The organism is Pseudomonas viciae, from assembly GCF_004786035.1.
In the GTDB taxonomy this organism is placed as follows: domain Bacteria; phylum Pseudomonadota; class Gammaproteobacteria; order Pseudomonadales; family Pseudomonadaceae; genus Aquipseudomonas; species Aquipseudomonas viciae.
In genome coordinates, this window is sequence record NZ_CP035088.1 from 4,051,883 (window position 1) to 4,072,670 (window position 20,788).

Below are 20,788 nucleotides of genomic sequence, written 5' to 3' on the forward strand. Positions count from 1 at the left end.
GTCCTCACTCAGTTTCACGCTTGCGTACAAACAGCAGTTGCTGGCCAGTAAATTCCAGCAACCCTTCAAGGCCGAACTCCACACCGAACCCGGACATCTTGCTGCCGCCAAAGGGTGTATTCGGCTGGATTTGTGCGTGACAGTTGACCCAGGCCACGCCGCTTTCAAGGCGACCGGCCAAGGCCTGTGCCTGCTCGACATCAGCGCCCCAGACCGACCCACCCAACCCCATGTCGCCGGCATTGGCGCGGCGCAGGACATCCTCGACATTCTGATAAGCAATCAGCGGCAACACCGGGCCGAACTGCTCCTCATCCACCAGGCGCTGCCCGTCCGTCACATCGGCGACCAGGGTCGGCGGATAGAAAAATCCCGGTCGGTCCAGACGTGCACCCCCGCACAAAACGCGAGCCCCCTGGGCGCGCGCGTCAGCCACCAGCGCCTCCACCAGCTCCAACTGCTCCAGGTTCTGCACCGGACCGAAAGTGACCTCGGGCTCCAAACCGTCGCCCACGACCTGACGCGCGGCAATGCGCATCAGGGCTTGGGCAAAGGCTTCATATTGGGATTGGTGAATGTACAACCGCTTGAGGGCGGCGCAGGTCTGCCCCATGTTCAGGAAGGCCGCTTGGAAAATGTCTTCGACCACCGCCTCGACCGGCGTGCCAGGCAGCACGATGGCGGCATCATTGCCGCCCAGCTCCAGCGTCAAGCGCTTGAGATTGCCAGCGGCGCCGCGCATCACGCTTTGGCCCGTGGCGGTCGAGCCAGTGAAGACAATCTTCTGGATACCGGCGTGCGCGGTGATCGCACTGCCGAAACCTTGCTCACCGGTCACGACATTGATCACGCCCCGTGGAACATGGCGGGCGATGATCTCCACCAGGCGCAGCGTGCTCAAGGGGGTCAGGCTCGACGGTTTGCTGATCACACAGTTACCGGCACGCAGCGCCGGCATGATGTGCCAGACAGCGATCATGAAAGGCCAATTCCAGGGGGTTATAGAGGCCACGACCCCCAGTGGCTTGCGGTGCAACTCGATGCGCTGGGTCGGGGTATCTTCCACCAGTTCCACTGGAATCTGCTGCTCGGCGGCATAGCGCGTCCAAGCCGCCGCGCCCATGACCTCGGAGACGGCGAGCGCCAATGGTTTGCCTTGTTCCAGGACGATGAGCCGGGCCAATGCCTGGGCTTGCTGCTCGATATCCGCGGCGATGCTCAGCAGGCGCTCGCGACGATCCTCGTGAGTGCTGTGGCGCCACTCGCCGAAGGCTGCCTGCGCCGCTGCGACCGCGAGGTCCAACTGAGCCAGGGAACCGGCGGGGCATTGGGCGAATACGCTACCGGTCGCCGGGTTGAGTACATCAAAGTGGCCGTTTTCACCCCTGACCTGAACCCCATTGATGAGCATGTGATAATCGTGCATAAGAGCCTCCCTTTCGCGCGCTGACGGGCCGTCCCGAACAACGTGGATCGGTATTTTCGTGAGAGTTGAACAGTGCCGCGTGATGCCCTAGAGCTTGTGGCTGCCCAGGGCCATGAACCGCTCGGGCGAGACCTCGCGCAGCCGGGCTGCGAGGAATACGCCGCCGATCAGTGCCGCGGGAATGACGGCGCAGAGGGCATACGACAAGAGTTTGCTGGCGCCGGTCAGCACATCGAAATGCATCACCGCAAGCAGCAGGACCACTACCAACGCCAGGCAGGAGAAGCCCGGCAAGACCTGGCCGCGCAGGACGCCCACCTTGAGTTCCGGGTGACGCCGAAAGTAGACAAACACCGCTGCCGAGGTCATTGCCATGAGCAGAATCACGCACAGCGTGGCCAGGTTGGAGAACCAGGCGAACAGTTGCAGGATCGGATCGGCATCCAACGCAGCGAAAATCAATACCACCACGGCAGCGATCAGGCTTTGCAGCGCCGAGCCCATGTGCGGGCTCTGGTGGACACGATGGGTAGTACCCAATTGGCGCGGCAACAGACCGTCACGCCCGATGGCATAGAAGTAACGTGCGGCGGCATTGTGAAACGCCAACAGCCCGGCGTAGATACTGACCATGAACAGCACCCGGATGATCTGGGTCAGTTGCGGGCCGACAAAATGATCGGACATGCCATAAATGAACGTGGTGGGATCCTGCAGGGCTTGCAGCATTGGAACGATCTTGTCCGCCCCCACGCCCACCACCATCGACCAGACCGACAAGGCGTAGAAACCGCCGATCAACAATACCGAGCTGTAGGTTGCAATCGGAATGGTACGGTGCGGATTCTTGGCTTCCTCACCATAAATGGTGGTGGCCTCAAAGCCGATAAAGGCGGCGAAACAGAACAGCAAGCCGATAGAAGGCGTCCCACTGAACACATGGCTGCGGTCGAAGGAATCGAGATTGATGCCACTGTCGCCACCGGTTCTGAGAATGGCGAAATCCAGTACCAGGATGGCCAGGTACTCGGCAATCACCATCACCGACAGCACCCGGGCAGACAGGTCGATCTTGCGATAACCGAGAATCGCCACGCTCGCCATCGCCAGGAGCGAATAGCACCACCATGGCAGTTCCACGCCGAAGACGCTGGCCATGGTGCCGCTAACGACACCGCCGAACATGCCGTACAGGCCAACCTGGAGAATGTTGTAGGCAAACATCGCCAACACCCCCGCCGCACCACCGGCCAGGCCGCCGAGGCCACGGGAAGTGAACGCATAGAAACCGCCGGCGTTGGTCAGGTGCCGGGACATGGCGGTATAGCCCACCGAGAACGCCAGCAGCACCAGTAGCGCCAGGATCAGCAAGGCCGGTGTGCCAGCGCCATTGCCCAGCATGATGCCAATGGGAAAGCCCCCGGCGATGACGCTCAGCGGGCTCGCTGCCGAAATCACAAAGAAAATAATGAAGCCAACGCCCAGGGCGCCTCGCTTCAACTCCGTCGAGCTGCTGATCGGGAAAGACACACTCATTTCTCTTGACCTTATTGTATGAGGCAGTCGCTGTAGGATCGGGCCGCGGCCAGCTTCACCGCTTTCCAGACGCTTATTGTTTTGGTTGCACGCTGGATTCGATCCTATGCCCTGGCCAAAACCCTTCGCTATCCCAAATCGGCAGCATCCCCGACGCCGCCCCAAAGTGGACCACCGCCATGTCAGGCCATACCGCCGTCGTTGCCGATTCGGGCTAACTGGCCGGCCCCTCCTCGCGCAAGATAGCCTTGCCCGCCCTTCCACCCCGGTGCCGGTCGCAGAACAATAAAAATCAAGTGGCTCGCGCCTTGCCAACGCCTGAACAGGTCTTGGCCCGCGCGGCCTGAAGCCCCAGGCGCAGGAACCTCGACATGCTCTTCACTCGCCTCACTATCCAATGGCGCATCACACTCTTGAGTGGGCTGTCCCTGCTGGCCGTCGTCGGTGCATTGACTGGCGCGTCCCTGTATCAGAATCAACAGGGTGCCAAGCTGTTGAAACTGCAGAGCAGCCAGTTGCTTGGGCAATCGGCCCTGGAAGGTCTAAAGGCCCAGGCCTTCGCTCACGGCCAGCGAGTGGAACGTTTTTTCAGCGAAACCGCCCTGTACGGGGAAGGGTTTGCCCAAGAGGTCCTGCAACTGCGCGCCCAGGCCCAGAGCGGGCGTTTGACCGCCGAGCAACTGCGGCAGGACCTGATCAGCGCTACCCGCCAAACACTGCTCAATCGCGAGAAGATTCTCGGCCTGTACGTCGTGCTGCTTCCCGATGCGCTGGCAGGTAAAGATTCAGCGTTCGCAGGGCAACGTGGCTTGGCCAGTAACGAACAAGGTCGCTTTGCCCTGTATTGGTCGCAAAGCCAGCCTGGGAACCTGTTTCAAGAAGTGCTCAGCGAAGCGCAGATCTTCGCCAATGAGGCGCCGGCGGGCAGCGAACCGGCGAACGCCTGGTACGTCTGCCCACAGACTCAGGAGCGCACCTGCGTGACAGAGCCTTATGCGGTTGAGGTCGAAGGCCAGAAAACCCTGATGAGCAGCATTTCGGTGCCGCTGATGGACAAGGGCAAAGCCATCGGCGTCGTGGGCATGGACATCAGCCTCGATACCCTGCAGAAACTCGCCGGCAGTCTTGCCGCGGACCTGTATCCCGGCCACAGCGAAATCACCATTCTGTCCCCGTCCGGCCAAACGGCCGGCCACAGCGGCAGCGTGACGGGTGTCTCCATAGACGTGCGGCAAGCGGTGCAAACCGTCACGCAAAGCGCCCCTTGGCAGTTGCAGATACGCGTGCCCGAAGCGCTGGTTCAGGCACCTGCCCTGCAAATGCAGGCGCAGTTGGACGACAAGCATCGCCAAGCCAACTGGTTCAACCTCAGCCTCGGATTGCTGGCCAGCAGCCTGGGATTATTGCTCATCTGGCTGACCGCCTACGGCGTGACCCGACCGCTGCTCAGTGTGGCCCATATGCTCAATGCCATTGTCGAGGGCGACGGTGACCTCACCCAGCGCCTGCCCAACGATCGCAGCGATGAACTGGGCCAATTGACCAGTGGGTTCAATCGCTTTCTCGACAAATTGCAGCCCATCATCCGGGACATCCAGCAGGCTTCCCAGGATACCCGGGACACCGCCGATACCTCTGCGCGGGTTGCCCGGGAGGTCAGTGCGGGCATGCACAAGCAGTATCAGGAAGTCGAACTGGCCGCCACCGCATTGCATGAAATGAGCACCAGCGCCCAGGAAGTCGCCCGCCACTCTCACCAAGCGGCAGACGCTGCCACCGTCGCCGAAAGTGCCAGCCGATCAGGGCGGGAATTGTTCGCCAACGCCGTCAATAGCATCGATACCCTCGACCGGCGCCTGGAAACGACACTCGGACAGGTGAAGGCACTGGCTGACAATAGCCAACAAATCGACCAGGTCCTGGACGTCATCTGTGCCATCGCCCAACAGACCAACTTGCTGGCCTTGAATGCCGCCATCGAAGCAGCCAGGGCGGGTGAACAGGGGCGTGGCTTCGCGGTGGTGGCTGACGAAGTTCGCCACCTGGCCAGCAACACCCAGAACTCGGTCGAGCAGATACGCACCGTGATCGAAGCGTTACAACAATTAAGCCAGGACGTGGTGCACAGCACCCAATTGAGCCGCGAACTGGCCCGGGGCAGCGTCGTTCAAGTCGAACAAACCCAAGGGGCACTGCAACACATCACCGACGCCGTGGAGTTGATCGAACAAATGAACCAGCAAATCGCCAGCGCGGCCCTGGAGCAAAGTTCAGTCGTGGAAGACATCAGCCGTCGCGTCAGTGACATCCGAAGCATCAGCGAAACACTGACCGGCCAGATGCAGGATGCGTCGCAGGCCAGCCACTCGCTGCATGCCATGGCCAACCATCAGCAGCGCCTGGTGGGTCATTTCAAGATTTAAAGGGCGTAACGCTGGCTGACGCGCTTTCACCTGGACGACCGCAGTGCCTGGTCTGGGGCTGCTGCGCAGCCCAGCAGGGATATCCGGCTACCACAGCGCGATATCGTACGTCAGATAGAGACGGTTACTGTCGCGTCCCCGGGCAAAGTCCGCACGGTAGACATAATTGCGCAGCTTCGCCCCCAATCCCTTGAGCGGCCCGGACTGCAGCACATAGGCCAATTCGATGTCCCGTTCCCACTCGCTCAGGCCGTCGCTGCCGGAGCGGCCATTGTCGCCGCTCAGGTAACGCGTCATGAAGGTCAATCCCGGTAGACCCGAAACAGAAAAGTCATAGGCGTAGCTGGCCATCCAAGTCTTTTCCTCTTCCTCGATGAACTTGCCGATGCCCACGTTGCTGAACGAGTACACAGTGGCGCCGCTGATATAGGGCAACCCGCCCTCCCCATCCAGCACCTGATAGCCGGCGCCGAAGGTGTGGCCACTGTGGGCGTACGCCAATTGCCCGCTGAGCATGTCGTTGTCGATACGCCCACCATAAGCCGCACCGCCGTCGCGACTGTTGAAGTAACGCAGGTCGCTGGTCAGCACCCCGCCCGCCAGGGGCAAGTCGTGCTGGATACCGGCGAAGTCCTGGCGGTAGAAACCGTCGAGTTCACCGTGAAAATAGCTCAGGCGCAGGGTCTTGCTCACCTTGTAGTCGGCGCCGGCATAGCTGAAGTCGCCCGATTTGCTGCCGCTGTAGCCGTCCATGTAGAGGCCGGTGCTGTCGGAGGAATCACGCAGCTTGAAACGATCCAGTTGGGCAGCGGTCAGGGTCAGGCCGTCGATGTCGTTGCTGACCATCTGGGTGCCCTGGTAGGTCTGCGGCAGCAGGCGCGCATCGTTGTAGACCAGGACCGGTGTCTTGGGCAGCAAGGTGCCGTACTTGACGACGGTGCTACCCAGCCTGGCCTTGGCCGTAGCGCCGGCGCTGGCGAACTCGTCTGCGGCGCGGCCGTCGTCATGCACCGGGAGCAACCCCGTCCCGCTACGCCCCCGTCCCGAGTCGAGGCGCATGCCGACCAGGCCCAACGCATCCACGCCAAGCCCCAGGGTGCCTTGAGTGAAGCCGGACTGGTAGTCGAGCAGAAAGCCCTGGGCCCATTCCACCCGCTCACTTTTCGCGGTAGCGGCGGCGCGTGCACTCAGGCCCTGTTCGTCGCGGAAGTTTTCGTTGAAGTAGACGTTGCGCAGTTGCAGCTTGAGCTTGCTGTCATCGATGAAACCGGCAGCGCCGGCCACAGGGACGCAGGCACACAGCGTGGCGCAGGCAGCGCCGCGGAGAATGACTCGGGACATAGTCGAATACTCTTTTTGTTGTTGAGATCGCTGGCGGCAGGCGCCAATGTGGCGCCCGCAGGCCGGGTTCAGACGAAGAGGGAGATGGCGCCGGTGGCCAGGGCAAGGCCGGTGATGACCAGGGAGGTCAGCACTGCCCATTTGACGGTGGCCCTCTGGAAATCACCGATATCCCGGTCGACCATGCCTACCAGCAGCAGCGTGGAGGCAACCAACGGGCTCATCAGATGCACCGGTTGACCGAGAACCGAAGCACGGGCGATCTCCACCGGGGAGATGCCGTAGGCCGCGGCGGCGTTGGCCAGGATAGGCACCACGCCAAAGTAGTAGGCATCGTTGGACAGTACGAACGTCAACGGCATGCTGGTCACGGCCACGACCAGCGGGAACCAATTCCCCCAGGATTGCGGGATCCAGTCGACCAGGGTCTGCGCCAGGGCATCGACCATCTTGGTGCCCGAGAAGATACCGGCGAAAATACCGGCGGCGAACACCAGCAGGACGACGGTCATGGCGTTACCGGAATGGGCCAGGATCCGTTCCTTCTGCACATCAAGTTGCGGATAGTTGATCATCAGGGCGACCACAAAGCCGATCATGAACAGGATCGCGGCGTGCATCACCCCCAGTACCAGCGCGGTCATCACCGCGATCACCAGCACCAGGTTGACGTAGGCCAGGCGCGGCCGCTTGTGCGGGGTGTCTTCCAGGATCGCCTTGATATAGCAGTTGCCGCCCCCGGACTCGAGCGTGATATTGCCAATGCGCTTACGCTCTCTGCGCCCCAGCAGAAACGCAGTGAACACCACCCACGCCGCGCCACCGATGACCGTCGGCAGCATCGGGATGAAATACTCGGTGGCGTCCAGGCCAAGGGCTGCGATAGCACGTGTGGCCGGGCCTCCCCAGGGGCTCATGCCACTCATGATGCTCAGCGACAACATCGAGATGGTCGCCAGGATCATCGGGTTCATGCCGATGCGCTTGTACAGCGGCAGCATCGCGGCGCAGGTGATCATGTAAGTGGTGGTGCCGTCTCCATCGAGTGCCACCAGCAGGGACAACAGCGAGGTCCCGATGGCAATTTTCACCGGATCGCCATTGACCCGCTTGAGGATCTTGCGGATCAGCGGATCGAACAATCCGGCATCGATCATCAACCCGAAGAACAGAATGGCAAACAGCAAGAGTGCGGCTGAGGGCGCGACCATCTTCAGGCCATCGAGCATCATCTTGCCGGTGGTCGGCGCGAAACCGCCAATGACGGCAAAGACGATGGGCACGACCGTCAGGGCGACGATGGGTGACAGGCGTTTACTCATGATCAGGTAGGTAAAGGCCACCACCATGACCAAGCCAAGGAGTGCGAGCATGGGTTGTTTCTCTTGTTTTTATTGTCTTTGTGACCACCCGACAGGCAGGCGGCCGCCTATCGCACCCGATACCTGGCGGCACTCGGAGCGATTGTATTGCAACATCAAGGTTTACGGATGCGCGGGTGAACCAAACTCAGCCGGCGAGCCGACGCACCGTCGGGGCGTAGACAAAACCCGAGAACAGCCGGCGGGCGGTGCGCACGACCGAAGCCTGGATCGTCTTGCCGTCTGCACCGCTGCGTGAAAGCGCAACCTCGATACCGCCACTGGGGTGTTCGAGACGCACCAGGCTCAGCTCCTGCGCGGTCGCGCCGAGCAGATCCATTACCACGGTGCCGGGGCTGACACAGGCCGTCGCCAGGCCGATGGCGCCAGTGATAGCCAGTGCCCGGTGGCAGCTGTGGGGCATGAAGTAGCGAACCTGCAGCGTGCCACCTTCGCGTGGGTGGGAAACAAGCACCGGTTTTGGAATCACCATGTTGCTCACGTCGCCCAGGCCCATTGCACGGCCGGCCTTGAGGCGCAACGCCTCCAGGCGCTTGCGCAGTTGCGTGTCGGCGTCGAGGTCGGCCGGACGTTCACTGCCGGTCATGCCCAAGTGGCTGGCATGGACGATCATCATGGGCATAGCCATGTCAATGCAGGTCAGCGGGATACCATCGATGACATCGGTTGCCTGGCCGGTGGGAAACAGCTTGCCGGTCTTGCTGCCGACGGCATCGAGGAACGTCAGCTGGACCGGCGCCGCAGTACCCGGCACGCCATCGATGGCCGTGCGGCCCTCGTAGCGCACGACGCCACCGGGCGTCTCTACCAAAGCGTTGACGAAGGTCTGGGTGTTCAGGTTACGGATGCGCACCAGGGTCTTGCCGTCAGTGGCCTTGACCAACCCCTGTTCGATGGCGAACGGGCCGACCGCACAGAGCATGTTGCCGCAGTTGGGTGCAGTGTCGACACGGCGATCGGCGACCATGACCTGAACGAACAGGTAGTCGACATCGGCATCGGCATGCAATGACGGACTGATGATTGCCACTTTACTGGTCTGCGGGCTGCCACCGCCGATGCCATCGATTTCCAGCTCGTGACCGGAGCCCATCAGGTTGATCAACATCTCGTCGCGCTCGACGATATTGGTAGGCAGATCCCAGGCGTGGAAGAAAGGTCCTTTGGAGGTACCGCCGCGCATGAGCACACAAGGAATTCGTTGCATAACTACTGACTCTTGTTGATCAATTGGGGACATTGATGTGTTGAAAACAAGAGTGACAGGGGTGGATAAATCAATCCAATGCAAATATCGTCGCTATTATTGCTTCACAAACATGAATAGATTCTTGCTCAAAGGAACGGTCTCCCTATGAATTATGAGCTGCAAGATATTCGATCTTTCGTGAAAATCGCCGAACTGGGCAGCTTTCATGAGGCGGCAGAAGTCCTGCACTTGTCGCAGCCTGCCCTGAGTCGTCGAATCAAGAAGCTTGAAGAGGGTCTGGGTACCCCTCTGCTCGAACGCACCACCCGCCGCGTCGGCCTGACCAGCGTGGGGCGCGATTTCCTGCCCAAGGCACGCCGCCTGCTCGATGACTTCGAGGACTCGATACTGAGCATCCGCGAATTGGCCGAACGGCAGACCGGCCAGGTCACCTTGGCCTGCATTCCGACCGCAGCGTTTTACTTCCTGCCCTCGGTCATCCGGCAATACAACGAGCAGTACCCGAAGATTCGCATTCGCTTGCTCGACCTCAGCGCCAACGACGGCCTGGAGGCCGTGCTGCGCGGCGAAGCCGATTTCGGTATCAATATGATGAGTGGGCAGCACCCGGACATCGAGTTCGTATCCCTGGTCCAGGAGCACTTCGTGCTGGCCTGCCGCCGTGATCATGAACTCGCCAGCCGAGCTTCGGTGAGCTGGACCGAGTTGGTCGAGCACCGCCTGATCGGCGTGGGCCGCCTCAGCGGCAACCGCATGCTGCTCGACCATGCGTTGTCTGGGCTTGGCCTACGGCCCAAGTGGTTCTACGAGGTGCAGCACCTGTCGACCTCGCTGGGGATGGTCGAAGCCGGCCTCGGCGTGTCGGCCATGCCGAGCCTGGCGATGCCCGCCGCCGATCATCCGACCCTGGTCAGCGTGCCACTGATCGAGCCGGAAGTGACGCGTACCTTGGGCCTGGTTTATCGCCGTGGCGCTTCCCTTTCGCCTGCCGCAGAGAAGTTTGTGGCGATTTTGCTCGGGCAGTGGCGCATCGACTGAATACAGCGTGGGTAGCCGGGCCGGCGGCGAGAACCGCTGGCTCAGTCCGCCTGCACTGTGACCTGACGCTGCTCACCCAACCCCGCAATCCCCAGGCGCAGGGTCTGGCCCGGACGCAGGAAAACCGGCTGTGGCTTGATGCCCAAGCCTACGCCGGGTGGCGTGCCGGTCGAGATCACGTCGCCAGGTTGCAGGCTCATGCAGCGGCTCAGGTAGGCAATCAGTTGCGGCACACTGAAGATCAGCGTCCGGGTATTGCCATTTTGATAGCGGTGTCCGTCGACCTCCAGCCAGAGATCCAGCGTATGCGGATCAGCGATTTCGTCCCGGGTGACCAACCACGGGCCAAGCGGACCAAAGGTGTCGAAGCCTTTGCCCTTGTCCCAAGTGCCGCCGCGTTCCAATTGCCACTCGCGCTCGGACACGTCGTTAATGACGCAATAGCCGGCGACATGCTCCATGGCGTTTACTTCATCGATGTAGCGCCCGCCTTTACCGATGACCACGCCCAACTCGACTTCCCAGTCGGTCTTGAGTGAGCCGCGCGGGATCTGGATGTCGTCGTTCGGCCCGCAGATGGCGCTGGTCCATTTGTTGAAGATGATCGGCTCTTTCGGCACCTCCATATTCGACTCGGCCGCATGGTCGGCGTAGTTCAGGCCGATGCAGATGAACTTGCCGACCTGCCCGACACAGGCGCCGATCCTAGGCTGGCCGGCAACCAGCGGCAGGCTGCGCGGGTCGAGGGCGGCAAGCGCTGCCAGGCTGTCTGGGCCCAGGACCTGTCCGGCGATGTCCGGGACATGGCCCGACAGGTCGCGGATCTGATGATCGGCATCCAACAGGCCGGGCTTCTCCGAACCTTTTTCGCCATAACGCAACAGTTTCATGGATTTCTCCTGTTCAAATTCAAAGTGAAAACCGGGCTCAGATGCTCATGCCGCCATCGATGACATGCACGCCACCAGTGGTGTAGCTCGACGCATCGCTGCCCAGATACACCGCCAACTGGGCGACTTCTTCGGTACTGCCGATACGGCCCATGGGCTGGCGCTCGAGGAATTGCCGATAGACCTGTGCCTCCTCCACGCCCTGTTGCGCGGCTTGGGCGGCGATGCGTTGACGCAGCGACGGAGAGTCCACGGTACCCGGGCATATCGCATTGCAACGGATGCCCTGAGTCACGAAATCGATGGCAACGGCCTTCGTCAGGCCCACCACGGCCGCCTTGCTGGCCGCGTAGGCAAAACGGTTCGGCACGCCTTTGAGGCTGGAGGCCACCGACGACATGTTGATGATCGAACCGCCACCCCGCGCCAGCATGCCTGGCAAGAATGCGCGGATCGTCCGGTACATGGCCGTGACATTGAGGTCCAGCGAACGCGCCCAGGCGGCTTCGTCGCATTCGAGGATGTTCCCGCTGTGCACGTAACCGGCGCAGTTGAACAGCACGTCCAACCCACCGATACGTTCGCAGGCGGCGCTGATGGCGGTGGCCGATGTGACATCCAGGGTGATGGCGGTGACCCCATCGATACCCGCCAGGGCGTGGATATCGATATCACTGGCAAACACCTCGGCACCGGCCCGGGCGAAGGCCATGGCGCAGGCCAGGCCGATGCCCTGCCCTGCGGCGGTGACCAGCACCCGTTTGTTCTGCAGGTTCATGCGGCCTCCAGGTTTGCCGGGGTGATCGCGGTTTTTGGCGTCCTGCCGAGCATCGATGCGGGAATGGCCAGGATCAGCCCGCCACTGACCAACAGACACAGGGCCAGCACATAGGTGCCGTTGTTGATGTTGCCGGTGAGGTTTTCCGCCACGGCGGTGATCATCGAGCCGGTGAAACCCGACAAGTTGCCGATGGCGTTGATCATGCCGATGCCCGCCGCGGCGGCAACGCCCGAGAGCACCGTCCCGGGCAGGGTCCAGAAAATCGGCATCAGGCTGAGGATCCCCGAGGCGGAGACACTGAGAAAGAGCACGGACAACACCAGGTTGTCGGCGAAGAAGGCACTGAGGATCAGGCCCACGCCACCGATGAAGGCAGGAATGGCCGCGTGCAGGCGCCGCTCACCGGTGCGATTGGAGTGCCGTGCATTGAGCAGCATCGCCACGATCGCCACCGAGTAAGGGATGGCGGTGAGCAGACCAATGTGCAAACTGTTGGTGATGCCGGTGCTCTTGATGATCGAGGGCATCCAGAACGCCAGGCCGTAGAAGCCGGTATTGAAGGTCAGCAGAATCAGTACCAGCAACCACACCCGAGGGTTGAAAAACACTTCGCTCAAGCGTGTGGCCTTGCCCTGGTTGTCGGTGTGCAGATTGGCCTTGAGCATGGCTTTTTCCGCGACACTCAGCCATTTGGCTTTGTCGATGTTGTCGGCCAGGCAGACGATCACCACAAACGCCATGATGATTGACGGAATGCCTTCGATGAGCAGCATCCATTGCCAGCCGGACAGGCCATGCACCCCTTGCATGCTGTTCATCAGCCAACCGGAGAGTATCCCGCCCAGGGTCAGGCTGACTGGTAGGGCCAGCAGGAAACCGGACATCACCCGGCTTTGCCGATGGGTGGGAAACCAGTAGTTGAGGTACAGGATCACGCCGGGGAAAAACCCGGCTTCACAGATGCCCAACAGAAAGCGCAGCACGTAGAACATGCTGCTCGATTCGATGTGGAAGAAGCCCGCCAGCGGCACGGTGTAGGCCACGGCCATGGAAATGACCGCCCAGCTCAGCATGATCCGGGCAATCCAGAACCGCGCGCCAAAGCGATGCAGCAACAGGTTGCTGGGGACTTCGAAAAGGAAATAACCCCAGAAAAACATACTGGCGCCCAAGGCATACACCGTGTTGCTAAATTGCAGCTCGCTGAGCATGTCGAGCTTGGCAAAGCCGATATTCACCCGGTCGAGGTACGCCGCCATGTAACACAAGAGCAGGACGGGAAGGATCCGCCAGATCACCTTGCGATAGGTCCGGTCCTCAAAGTCGAGTTCGCAGGCAGGCGCTTGCGCTGGCAAATGCTCGGATACGGTTTGCATGAGGTCACCCCAGGGCATGTGGGCATGCCTGATTGTTTTTATGAGGGGGTCACTCTACTGTCGAGAATTGATTCTTTCCCAATGGCATTTTTGGATTAACTGATAACGGATCGTTATCGAAGTGCCAGCGGCAATCACTTAACTTGTGGCGAGGGGATTTATCTGTGGGAGCATGGCTTGCCCGCGATGAAGACGACGCGGTCAGCGGGAATACGAGGCGCCTGCATCGCGGGCAAGCCTTGCTCCCACAGATTCACCTACTTTCTTGAGTGGACGATGTTGCAGCCAGACGAGCGTTTTCCTTGAGAATGTCCGCGAACTCCAGTGCCGCCCCCACCAATTGCTCGCCCTTGCGCGTGAGGATGCCGTAATCCTGCGGCACCAGGTGCAGTGGTGTGTCGAGGGTGATCAATTGGCCGCTTTCAAGCAACGGGTTGACCATGGCATTGGGCAGCATCCCGATCATTGGCCCGCGCTGCAGGACCTGGAGAAAGGTCTGCATGGAGATGGTGTCGATGGTGTTGCGCGGCATCCCTACTCCGGCTTCGGCGAAGGCCAGTTCCATGCGTGCGCGTATCGGCGTGCCGACCGGGTAGAGAATCCACGGCAAGTCCACCAGTTGCTGCAAGGACGTCGGCCCGGCGTTCGCCAGCGGATGCTGGCTGTTGACCACGATGCAGAACGGCTCCGGGGCCAACGGCTGGAAGTCATAATACTGCTGCTGGCTTTGATCGGTAAAACGCGCTACTGCCAGATCGAGCCTTTTCTCTTCGAGCATCTCCATCAGGTGGTTACTGGTCTGTTCCACCACTTCAATCGACAGCAACGGCCAACGCTGCTTGATCTGCAGGATCGCCTCGGGCAGGGCCACCGCCGTGGCGGCGAAGATCCCGCCGACCTTGAGATAGCCGTGACCGCCCTCGCGCAGGCTGCTGATTTGCTCGACGAACGAACGCGCGTCATTCAAGGCGATCTGCGCATAACGCAGCACATGCTCACCCAGAGCGGTGGGCGGCATGCTCCGTGACAGTCGCTCGAACAAAGCAAAGCCGAGCAGGCTTTCGATTTCCTTGAGCATCTTGCTGATGGCCGGCTGGCTGAGGTTCATCTGCTGCGCCGCCAAATGCATATTGCGCGTACGCCCCAAGGTGTCGATCAGCAACAGATGACGGAATTTGAGCCAGCCGCAGAAGCTGGAAAAGGACAGATCTGACATGGATTTTCCTCGGACCGGCAATAACCTGGCGTTATCGAATACTGAATATATCTCATTGGAGTTTATCGACCCTGCATCCTAGCGTGAAGGCTTTACGAACCAGGAAAAACGCCATGTCGCTACTCCTTACTCCCGAGAACACCCTGCCGGTCGATGGCGTGGCTGGAACCCTGATTGGCCGCGCCTGGGTGCCTGGCCGGATCGCCGGCCCCTCGCCCATTGTGCTGCGCAGCGACGGGGTGTTCGATCTGTCGGATCGTTTCGCGACCTTGAGTGACTTGCTGGAAACCGACTCGCCACTGGCCGCCGTGCGGCAGACACCGGGCACCTTCATTGCCAGCGTCGAAGCCCTGCTGGCCAACACCGGCCTCAACGCCGATCCGTCCAAACCGTCGCTGTTGCCCCCCCTGGATTTGCAAGTGATCAAGGCCGCCGGCGTGACCTTCGCCGCCAGCATGATCGAACGGGTGATCGAGGAACAGGCCGGCGGTGACGCGGCAAAAGCCGAAGCTGTGCGCGCCACGGTGCACAATGTGATCGGCGACAACTTGCGCTCGATCGTGCCGGGCTCTGAGCAGGCCATGCGCCTGAAAGCCTGGCTCATCGAACAGGGCATGTGGTCGCAGTATCTGGAAGTCGGCATCGGCCCGGATGCGGAAATCTTCACCAAGGCACCGGTCCTGGCCGCCGTCGGCAGCGGCAGCCACATTGGCATTCATCCCGGCTCCCAATGGAACAACCCGGAACCGGAAGTGGTGCTGGCGGTGAACAGCCGCGGCCAGATCCACGGCGCCAGCTTGGGCAACGACGTCAATCTGCGGGATTTCGAAGGCCGCAGTGCGCTGCTGTTGAGCAAGGCCAAGGACAACAATGCGTCCTGCGCCATCGGGCCGTTCATTCGTCTGTTTGACGAAGGCTTCAGCCTCGATGATGTGCGGGCCTGCGTGGTCGATCTGGAGGTTCGAGGCGAGGACGGTTACCGCCTGCACGGCTCGAGTTCGATGAGCCAGATCAGCCGTGACCCGCAGGACCTGGCAGGCCAGACACTCAATGGCAATCACCAATATCCGGACGGCTTCCTGTTGTTTCTGGGTACTTTGTTTGCCCCCACCGCAGACCGTGATCATGCCGGCGGCGGTTTCACCCACAAACTGGGTGATCGGGTCAGTATCAGCAGCCCGTTGCTCGGCAGCCTGCATAATCAAGTGACCCACAGCTGCGACGCCACACCCTGGACCTTCGGCGTCGGCGCCTTGCTGCGCAACCTGGCCGCCCGAGGACTGCTCGCCCGCTGAACCGTTTGCCGATTCGCCTAATTACAAGAGAGAAATGAATCATGACTGACACGCCAAAACGCCGCCTGCGCAGCGAGCAATGGTTCAACGACCCTGCCCACGCGGACATGACTGCCCTGTATGTCGAACGCTACATGAACTACGGGATGACCCGCGAAGAGCTGCAATCGGGACGCCCGATCATCGGCATCGCCCAGACCGGCAGCGACCTGACACCCTGCAACCGGCATCACCTGGAGCTGGCACAACGGGTCAAGGCCGGTATCCGTGACGCCGGCGGCATTCCCATGGAATTCCCGGTGCACCCGATCGCCGAGCAGTCGCGCCGGCCCACCGCGGCACTGGACCGTAACCTGGCCTACCTGGGATTGGTGGAGATCCTTCATGGTTATCCATTGGACGGCGTGGTGCTCACCACCGGTTGCGACAAGACCACCCCGGCCTGCCTGATGGCGGCGGCCACCACCGATCTGCCGGCGATTGTCCTGTCCGGCGGGCCGATGCTCGACGGTCACCACAAGGGCGAGTTGATCGGCTCCGGTACCGTGCTCTGGCATGCGCGCAACCTGATGGCCGCCGGGGAGATCGATTACGAAGGCTTCATGGAAATGACCACCGCCGCATCGCCGTCGGTGGGTCACTGCAACACCATGGGCACCGCCCTGTCGATGAACGCCCTGGCCGAAGCCCTGGGCATGTCGCTGCCCGGTTGCGCGAGCATTCCAGCGCCCTACCGCGAACGCGGACAAATGGCCTATGCCACCGGCAAGCGCATCTGCGAACTGGTGCTGCAAGACGTCCGCCCATCACAGATCATGACCCGCGAAGCCTTCGAGAACGCCATCGCCGTGGCCTCGGCATTGGGTGCTTCGAGCAACTGCCCACCGCACCTGATCGCCATTGCCCGGCACATGGGTGTCGAACTGAGCCTGGATGACTGGCAACGAATTGGCGAGGACGTGCCGCTACTGGTCAATTGCATGCCGGCGGGCAAGTACCTGGGTGAAGGTTTCCATCGGGCCGGTGGCGTGCCCGCGGTCATGCATGAACTGCAAAAAGCCGGACGCCTGCATGAAGACTGCGCCACGGTCAGCGGCAAGACCATCGGCGAAATCGTGCGCAGCAGCCTGACCAGCAACGCCGATGTGATCCACCCCTTCGACACCCCGCTCAAACACCGAGCCGGGTTCATCGTGCTCAGCGGCAATTTCTTCGACAGCGCGATCATGAAGATGTCGGTGGTGGGCGAAGCGTTCCGCAAGACCTACCTGTCCGAACCCGGTGCCGAGAATAGCTTCGAAGCCCGCGCCATCGTGTTCGAAGGACCGGAGGACTACCACGCCCGGATCGACGACCCGGCACTGGACATCGACGAGCGCTGCATCCTGGTGATCCGCGGCGTTGGCACCGTGGGCTACCCTGGCAGCGCCGAAGTGGTGAACATGGCCCCTCCGGCGGCGCTGATCAAGCAAGGCATCGACTCCCTGCCCTGCCTCGGCGACGGGCGCCAGAGCGGCACATCGGCAAGCCCGTCGATCCTCAACATGTCCCCGGAGGCAGCCGTGGGCGGCGGCCTGGCGTTGCTGAAAACCAACGACCGGCTGAAAGTGGACCTGAACACCCGAACCGTGAACTTGCTGATCGACGACGCCGAAATGAACCGCCGCCGGCTTGAGTGGACGCCGAACATTCCGCCGTCGCAAACGCCTTGGCAGGAACTGTATCGGCAATTGGTGGGACAGCTGTCCACGGGGGGCTGCCTGGAGCCTGCGACTTTGCATCTGCGAGTGATTGCTCGTAGTGGGGAGCCGCGTCATTCGCATTGACGAGGGCAAGCTCAGTATCGCTTCCGCGCACCGAGCGTGAAGCGATACACCAGTCCTGATACCTGGCAAATAGGCTTGCCTTACAGCATACGAGAAACGTAACCTTCTGGGCACGACACCCTTGCTGATCCGTCATTCAAGGCTATCGTCACCTCACGCGTGAAGGATTAACCGCAGCGATTCCCTGCTGCCCGATATCAAGGATGAAACATGATTCGACCCTCGTTTTCCAGCGCATGGGCCGCCTCTCAACGGATCTACGACACCGTCAATCCGTCTGAAAAAGTGGCGACCGTCATCGGCGGCAATGTTGCAACGAACATCAACAGCCGTGATCCGGCCCTACGGTGGGTCAACACCTGCGCAGTGCGCATGAGTTATATCCTCAACTACTCCGGCTCACTCATACCGCACATACGTGGCGAAACCGTGTCCGGCGCTGACAAGCGCTGGTACTTTTATCGCGTCAAAAGCCTGATTGCCTATCTGGAACAGCAATGGGGAAAAGCCGAGACGATCAGGTACCCGGCCGCCGATGGCGGCCCCCTGGCAGGCAAGAAGGGGCTGATTTTGTTTGAAGTTTCTGGCTGGTCGGACGCCCAGGGGCATGCCACGTTGTTTGACGGCAGAATGTGCTATGACCATTGCTATTTCAATGAGCCGGGCGTGAACTATCAGACCGACCGGGCGAACTTCTGGAGTTTGCCTTGATGAAGTATTTGACTGCGATCCTGGTACTGGCCTGGGCAGCCGCACCTTCCAACAGTTGGGCCAAGGATGATCCGATCCGCTCGCCACAGGCAGGCGAGCGCACCTACGCGCAAAACTACAAGGATATGGTGCTGGCGGACTGCATCGCTACCGCCTACAAGCGCGAACCTGAAACGGCCCAGGACGCCGGAAGCAGTGCCAGTGCGCTGATGGATTGGACCTATTTCGATCTGGAGCAAGCCCCCCAAGCCGGTAGGCCTCTGATTGACCAGTTTCTGGCCCGTGATTATCACAACCCCCTGGTCGAATCAGAGCGGCCAGGCGTGCGCTTTGAGTTGCTCAAATGCCTGGACCTGTACCACAGCAAGGAATTGGACAATCAGGTCAAGCAAGTGGTGATCAACCCCCAGCACACCTATCGCCAGGACAACCCGCCACGCCCCAAAAAGGAATGAGCCCTGCGCGCCGCCATCCGTGGTGCTGGCCGGACGGATAAGCTCTGTAAACGGCAATGCCCTTTCGCAGCGCTCCATTCCACATAACGCAGCAACAGGTGTGCCCGACCGTACACAGCCTTCGTGACGGTTGAAACCCGTGCTTGCCGGTGCTCATCACTGACGTTGTAGAGCGCACAAAAATCCGTTGCCACGGCTTTGGCTACGGATAGATCGGCAAGCTCCCTACGCAAGAAACCGAGATAAGACGCGCCCGTTCCATCGACTCATAGCCATGGGTGAGGCAAACGTGGCGCGCGACCGCAAAGTTTTGCGCGGGGCTGCATACCCCGCATCTACAAGCGGTGCTCTGCTTGCTTATGCCCGATCTATCCGCCCCGAGTAACAACCCTGCTTCGCGTTGTGAACGTGAATGTAACTGACCTCTGGATTGGCAAGCATCTGGTGGATCACAGGCTCTATCGCTTGCCCATCTACAACATCGGCATCCAACAGTATCCCGTCCTCGGAAAAAGCTCGAAGCGACAGTAGGCGCGTTCGCATCACCTCGGGCACCTGGTTGACGGCATCATAAGCTTGAGTAGCCCCTTCCCGAATGAAGATCGCATGGCAGGCGCGGTAGGGTGTGTTGGCCGGCTGGCTGACATGGTTCAGTAGCAGCATGCTTTGCCCAAGCTCTGCTTCTTTCATTTCTATACGATCAGGAAAGCCTGGTTTGCTGTCAACGAGATGACGCTCTACCCCTCTTGACGCGAGTTCTTCAGCAGACAATCCAAACAGTGTGCGAAATGACTCAGGGGCCAGGCCTGTGATGCGAAAGTCCATGATGGGCGCCTCTTGATGTGGGCGTCCATAAGGCGATAACCAGATCTGTATTCGCGATCCGATTCTTGCGGCCAAAAAATCAATGCCCCCCGGACAAGGCTTTTCGAAGGAGCCGCCATCCACGGCACTGATTGTTCTCTGTTATTGAATTCAGATGGCAATCCAGCAGGGTTTATCTCACAAACCCAAACAAGAAGAATGCGCTCCATGGGCTTGCGCCCTTCCCTCCCAGATCTGTTTCACACCCACGGAGCAAACCGATGCCATTCGCCAACTACAAATTCCCGGAAGGAATCCTGGACCACGCCCGCAAAGAAGAGATCATCCATCGCACCACGCAGATGTTCGTCGAGTATTTCGGCGAGCAGGTTCGTCCATTCACCATGGTCCTGGTCGAAGAAGTGGCAGATGGCGGCTGGGGCCGCGCCGACGAGACGCTGACGCTTGAGAAGATGGGGTTGCCAGCCAAGGGACAATAACGCCTTCGCAAGCCCGAGACGCCCATCCTGGCGGTCATCGATCACGACCGCTCGTTGACTACCAGGGACTTTCCATGACCACGGAAAACGCATCATCGTTGCGCCCCGCTTTAGCCGCTGTGAACGCACGGGCCGCCAGCTTCGAACCTTATCTGTACGCCCTGCTGCGAATCACCTTCGCCGTGATCCTTTTTACCCACGGATTGCCGAAGGTTCTGCGCACCTCCCACGGATCGATGGCCGACCCAATGGCCGGGTCGATCAACCTCATCCAGAACGTGATGGGCTTACCTTTCGCTGCGCAACTCGCCTTCCTGGTCATGCTGCTGGAGACGGCAGGTGCGCTCATGCTGGCAACCGGGCTCGGCACGAGGTTGATAGCGCTGCTCGTCACACTTGAAATGGTTGCAATCAGCTATGCGCTCGGGCCGACCTGGCCCTGGATAGATCGAGGCATCGAGTTTCCTGTGCTGATGGGAGTTCTTGCCCTGTACATCGTCGCTCGCGGAGGCGGAGCCTATTCGTTGGACTCACGCTTGCGGCCGCGCGGCCTCAACATCTGAACCTGGGATATGGCC

General features: G+C 60.7%; 17 protein-coding genes and 2 pseudogenes. 9 read left to right on the top strand and 10 right to left on the bottom strand.

Going from position 1 to position 20,788, the window contains the following annotated elements; genetic code table 11:
• Positions 1-4: 4 nt before the first annotated feature.
• Positions 5-1,426, bottom strand: a complete 1,422-nt coding sequence (locus EPZ47_RS17510) for an aldehyde dehydrogenase family protein (RefSeq protein ID WP_135845958.1) — start codon at positions 1,424-1,426, stop codon at positions 5-7.
• 87 nt (positions 1,427-1,513) lie between these two features.
• A complete protein-coding gene (locus EPZ47_RS17515; RefSeq protein ID WP_135845959.1) occupies positions 1,514-2,962 on the bottom strand; it encodes an APC family permease in 1,449 nt (482 codons plus the stop codon).
• 371 nt (positions 2,963-3,333) lie between these two features.
• Here EPZ47_RS17515 and EPZ47_RS30870 point away from each other — a divergent pair.
• Both EPZ47_RS30870 and EPZ47_RS30875 read left to right on the top strand, forming a co-directional pair.
• A pseudogene (locus tag EPZ47_RS30870) lies at positions 3,334-4,527 on the top strand (PDC sensor domain-containing protein); the annotation flags it as partial.
• 282 nt (positions 4,528-4,809) lie between these two features.
• Positions 4,810-5,385, top strand: a pseudogene (locus EPZ47_RS30875) (methyl-accepting chemotaxis protein); the annotation flags it as partial.
• A gap of 87 nt (positions 5,386-5,472) precedes the next feature.
• Here the strand turns inward: EPZ47_RS30875 and EPZ47_RS17525 are convergent.
• From EPZ47_RS17525 to EPZ47_RS17535, 3 genes are all read right to left on the bottom strand, one after another.
• A complete protein-coding gene (locus EPZ47_RS17525; protein WP_135845961.1) occupies positions 5,473-6,726 on the bottom strand; it encodes an OprD family porin in 1,254 nt (417 codons plus the stop codon).
• A gap of 68 nt (positions 6,727-6,794) precedes the next feature.
• Positions 6,795-8,099 (bottom strand): CitMHS family transporter, encoded by a 1,305-nt coding sequence (locus EPZ47_RS17530; protein ID WP_135845962.1) that lies wholly within the window; start codon positions 8,097-8,099, stop codon positions 6,795-6,797.
• Positions 8,100-8,235: 136 nt separating this feature from the next.
• Positions 8,236-9,315: a 4-oxalomesaconate tautomerase gene (locus EPZ47_RS17535; RefSeq protein ID WP_135845963.1), complete on the bottom strand. Its 1,080-nt coding sequence runs from the start codon at positions 9,313-9,315 to the stop codon at positions 8,236-8,238.
• A gap of 147 nt (positions 9,316-9,462) precedes the next feature.
• Here EPZ47_RS17535 and EPZ47_RS17540 point away from each other — a divergent pair, with 147 nt between their 5' ends.
• On the top strand, positions 9,463-10,356 hold the full coding sequence (locus EPZ47_RS17540; protein ID WP_135845964.1) for a LysR family transcriptional regulator: 894 nt from the start codon (positions 9,463-9,465) through the stop codon (positions 10,354-10,356).
• A gap of 41 nt (positions 10,357-10,397) precedes the next feature.
• Here EPZ47_RS17540 and EPZ47_RS17545 read toward each other — a convergent pair whose 3' ends face one another.
• From EPZ47_RS17545 to EPZ47_RS17560, 4 genes are all read right to left on the bottom strand, one after another.
• Positions 10,398-11,246 (bottom strand): ureidoglycolate lyase, encoded by an 849-nt coding sequence (locus tag EPZ47_RS17545; protein WP_135845965.1) that lies wholly within the window; start codon positions 11,244-11,246, stop codon positions 10,398-10,400.
• Positions 11,247-11,283: 37 nt separating this feature from the next.
• Positions 11,284-12,024, bottom strand: a complete 741-nt coding sequence (locus EPZ47_RS17550; protein ID WP_135845966.1) for an SDR family oxidoreductase — start codon at positions 12,022-12,024, stop codon at positions 11,284-11,286.
• Entirely contained in the window at positions 12,021-13,403 is a 1,383-nt protein-coding gene (locus EPZ47_RS17555; RefSeq protein WP_135845967.1) for an MFS transporter, read from the bottom strand. Before EPZ47_RS17555 ends, EPZ47_RS17550 begins: the two co-directional genes overlap by 4 nt.
• A 253-nt stretch (positions 13,404-13,656) precedes the next feature.
• The gene (locus tag EPZ47_RS17560; protein WP_135845968.1) at positions 13,657-14,619 is read right to left on the bottom strand and encodes a LysR family transcriptional regulator; all 963 of its coding nucleotides are present in this window, start codon (positions 14,617-14,619) and stop codon (positions 13,657-13,659) included.
• 113 nt (positions 14,620-14,732) lie between these two features.
• Between EPZ47_RS17560 and EPZ47_RS17565 the strand changes: the two genes are divergently transcribed.
• From EPZ47_RS17565 to EPZ47_RS17580, 4 genes are all read left to right on the top strand, one after another.
• Entirely contained in the window at positions 14,733-15,914 is a 1,182-nt protein-coding gene (locus EPZ47_RS17565; RefSeq protein WP_135845969.1) for a fumarylacetoacetate hydrolase family protein, read from the top strand.
• A gap of 41 nt (positions 15,915-15,955) precedes the next feature.
• A complete protein-coding gene (locus tag EPZ47_RS17570) occupies positions 15,956-17,740 on the top strand; it encodes an IlvD/Edd family dehydratase (protein ID WP_135845970.1) in 1,785 nt (594 codons plus the stop codon).
• Positions 17,741-17,950: 210 nt separating this feature from the next.
• Positions 17,951-18,451: a type VI secretion system amidase effector protein Tae4 gene (locus EPZ47_RS17575; protein WP_135845971.1), complete on the top strand. Its 501-nt coding sequence runs from the start codon at positions 17,951-17,953 to the stop codon at positions 18,449-18,451.
• Positions 18,451-18,906 carry a type VI secretion system amidase immunity protein Tai4 gene (locus EPZ47_RS17580; RefSeq protein ID WP_135845972.1) on the top strand — a complete coding sequence of 152 codons (456 nt, stop codon included), beginning with the start codon at positions 18,451-18,453 and terminating at the stop codon, positions 18,904-18,906. Before EPZ47_RS17575 ends, EPZ47_RS17580 begins: the two co-directional genes overlap by 1 nt.
• 357 nt (positions 18,907-19,263) lie before the next feature.
• Here EPZ47_RS17580 and EPZ47_RS17590 read toward each other — a convergent pair whose 3' ends face one another.
• Positions 19,264-19,731, bottom strand: a complete 468-nt coding sequence (locus EPZ47_RS17590; protein ID WP_135845973.1) for a DUF1203 domain-containing protein — start codon at positions 19,729-19,731, stop codon at positions 19,264-19,266.
• Between the two features lie 260 nt (positions 19,732-19,991).
• On the opposite strand from EPZ47_RS17590, the gene EPZ47_RS17595 reads away from it, so the two are divergent.
• The gene (locus EPZ47_RS17595) at positions 19,992-20,210 is read left to right on the top strand and encodes a tautomerase family protein (RefSeq protein ID WP_135845974.1); all 219 of its coding nucleotides are present in this window, start codon (positions 19,992-19,994) and stop codon (positions 20,208-20,210) included.
• 74 nt (positions 20,211-20,284) lie between these two features.
• Positions 20,285-20,773: a DoxX family protein gene (locus tag EPZ47_RS17600; RefSeq protein WP_135845975.1), complete on the top strand. Its 489-nt coding sequence runs from the start codon at positions 20,285-20,287 to the stop codon at positions 20,771-20,773.
• Positions 20,774-20,788 lie beyond the last annotated feature (15 nt).